The following is a 2696-nucleotide window of genomic DNA, read 5'->3' on the forward strand; positions in this document are numbered from 1 at the left end:
TCACTCTCGAATCATTTTCCATCACGAATAACTGACTAAATAAACGATAAATCGTTGCCGATTCATTCACATTTGGAATGACCTCAACCGTCTCCGCGTAGTGATCCGTCAGAGGAAGAATAAACTGAACGCGAGCCAGGACAGACTCAGAGAACACCGTCCAGAACTCACCCCCCCTGCGCACCTACGGCCCCATAGCCGAACCAGTTCTGCATCAAGTGAACCCGTAACATGGCCAGCAACGGATACGCCGGACGACCGCCTTCGCCTTTCGGATAGTGCGGCTCGATCAAGGTAATCAAGCCCTTCCAGGGTACGACCTGATCCATTTCGATCAGGAAGTGCTCACGACGGGTCTGCTTACGTTTGCCGGCATACGCGGCATCGGCGAAAGACATCTGTTTCATCGGGGCTCAACCGTTCGATTCGTGTGAGGCGAGTATTTCAGCAAATCTGGGAGTCTTTTTCAGAGTTTCCCTAACAGTTAAGAAGGATTCGGAAATTTTGAACAAGATACAGCGCGCCAGTGAGTCAATGGACTTCCAGGCATAAGGAGCTTTATTTGTGCGACGGCGCACTAGGACCCGCGCCTTCTAAACTGTAAAGTTAACTAGTCATGTTCGAAAACTATCAACCAATTTTTTTAAGCTATCAGCCTGATGCTTTAAATCATCACAAGCATGTAGTGTTGTGTGGAGATTTTTCACGCCCAGTTGATTGAGAATGTTGAGTTCCGTGATATCCATGTTCAGCGAGTCGATCACGGAGGTCTGCTCCTCAGTAGCTGTTGCAACCGATTGGTTCAAGCCGTCAATTTCACTGATGCGCTGGGTTATGCTGCTAAGACGATCGCCAGCCTGATTGGCGATTGTTACACTTTCCTCACTGTAGCGTTGACTCACGGTCATGTTATCTACTACGTTGCGGGCGCCGATCTGCAGCTCCTCTATCATTGACTGGACTTCCCGGGCTGACGTCTGAGTGCGGTGCGCCAGACTGCGTACTTCATCCGCCACTACGGCAAAACCGCGACCTGCTTCCCCTGCTCGTGCTGCCTCAATGGCGGCATTCAAGGCCAGTAGGTTGGTCTGTTCGGAAATAGCCTTGATCACCTCGAGAATCTGGCTGACGTTCACTGTCTTGCCGTTCAGTGTTTCGACGTTACCGCAAGAGGCGCGAATGTTATCAGAAAGTTCGCTCATCGCGGTGATGGTCTGGCCGACGACAAGCCTCCCGCTCTCCGCCTGATGGCGGGCGTCGGAGGCCTGCTGGGAAGCATCACCGGCATTGCGCGCGATGTCCTGGGCCGTAGCCCCCAGTTGGTTGATCGCCGCGGCGACGCTGTTGGTACGGTTGGCCTGGTCGCCAGAATTGGCCATTGATGCGCTGGAAGAACTCATCACCCTTTTTGCCACTTCATTGACCTGATGGGTCGCAGAAGACACCTCATGGATAGTGTTATGGATACGTTCGACGAAACAGTTGAAGTCGTCCGCTAACTCCCCAAACTCGTCCCGTGAGTGGACAATTAAACGTCGGGTCAGGTCGCCCTCTCCGAGGGCGATGTCTTGCATTGCTTTGCCCATTGCCCGAAGCGGCTGCATCAGCACGCGGATCAGCATTCCCAGCAGTAAAAGGGTGATGAACACGGTGATCAAGGTGGCGACAATAACCGAGGAGCGAAACTCACTCAGCGCCATGTAAGCTTTTTCCTTGTTGATGGACAGGCCGATGTACCATTTCACTGAAGGGAGGCCTGATACTGGCGCAAACGCCAAAATACGGGTCGATCCGGCCTGTCCGGTTTCGCTAAATTGTGTGCTGATTTTTGGTGTATTTTGCGGATAGATATCGTTTAAGCTCTTCATTAGCAAATCCTTGTCCGGGTGGGCCAGGATCGTGCCATCGGCACTGACAAGAAAGGCATAACCGATGCCGCCCAGTTCCAGTGAGCTGACCATTTTCACAAGGTTTTCTAGGGTCAGATCACCGCCGACTACACCGCGGGATTGATCGCCCCGTTTAACTGGGGTGGCAATTGTTACCATCAATTGGTGGGTTGACGCGTCAAAATATGGTTCTGTCAAGGTAGTGCCGTCGGCGGCCATCGCATCTTTGTACCAAGAACGTGTACGCGGATCGTAGCCGGTTGGTAGCTCGTCCTTTGGGCGCATGGCGAAACTACCATCGGAACTACCTAGATAGGTAGAGGTGAAAGTTGATAAGACCCCCCTCTGTTCCAGAAGACTTAACACGCTTCCAGGAGCATCGTTGTTGGCGATTGTTTGAGCAATGTTATCAACCAGAAGAATACGTCCTGACAGCCAGGACTGGACGTTGCTTGCGGTAATTTTGCTGATCTCTTCAAGGTGACTTTCTAGGTTTGTGCGGATAGCTTTACGCTGTAAGTAGTCATTGTATAACGCAAACAATGAAAACGCTAAAATCAACACCAGCGAGGTAAAAAACAATACTTTGTGACTGAATTTTTTGGGCGCCTTCATGTATGATCATCCAAAATATAATTATTATTTTTATTTAGTTAAATGCTAATCAAGAATTTTTTATTTTATTTGCGTTCGTTTTTTTAATGCGACCGACTGCCCGGTAGGCTTTTCGCCTCGGAGTAAGCCCGGCTTCGGACAGACGTAAAACCTTATTTTTAGGTTAGCGCCTAATCCACGAGCCACAACGAT

General features: G+C 50.4%; 1 protein-coding gene and 2 pseudogenes. All 3 read right to left on the reverse strand.

What is annotated here, in order from left to right; all coding sequences use genetic code 11:
- Positions 1–194: 194 nt before the first annotated feature.
- Positions 195–407: pseudogene (locus UB23_RS17335) on the reverse strand (IS5/IS1182 family transposase); the annotation flags it as partial.
- A gap of 207 nt (positions 408–614) precedes the next feature.
- Positions 615–1400 carry a methyl-accepting chemotaxis protein gene (locus UB23_RS30810; protein ID WP_407728001.1) on the reverse strand — a complete coding sequence of 262 codons (786 nt, stop codon included), beginning with the start codon at positions 1398–1400 and terminating at the stop codon, positions 615–617.
- Between the two features lie 72 nt (positions 1401–1472).
- Positions 1473–2504: pseudogene (locus UB23_RS30815) on the reverse strand (cache domain-containing protein); the annotation flags it as partial.
- Positions 2505–2696: the final 192 nt, after the last annotated feature.

The organism is Pseudomonas sp. ES3-33 (assembly GCF_000952175.1).
GTDB lineage: Bacteria > Pseudomonadota > Gammaproteobacteria > Pseudomonadales > Pseudomonadaceae > Aquipseudomonas > Aquipseudomonas gregormendelii.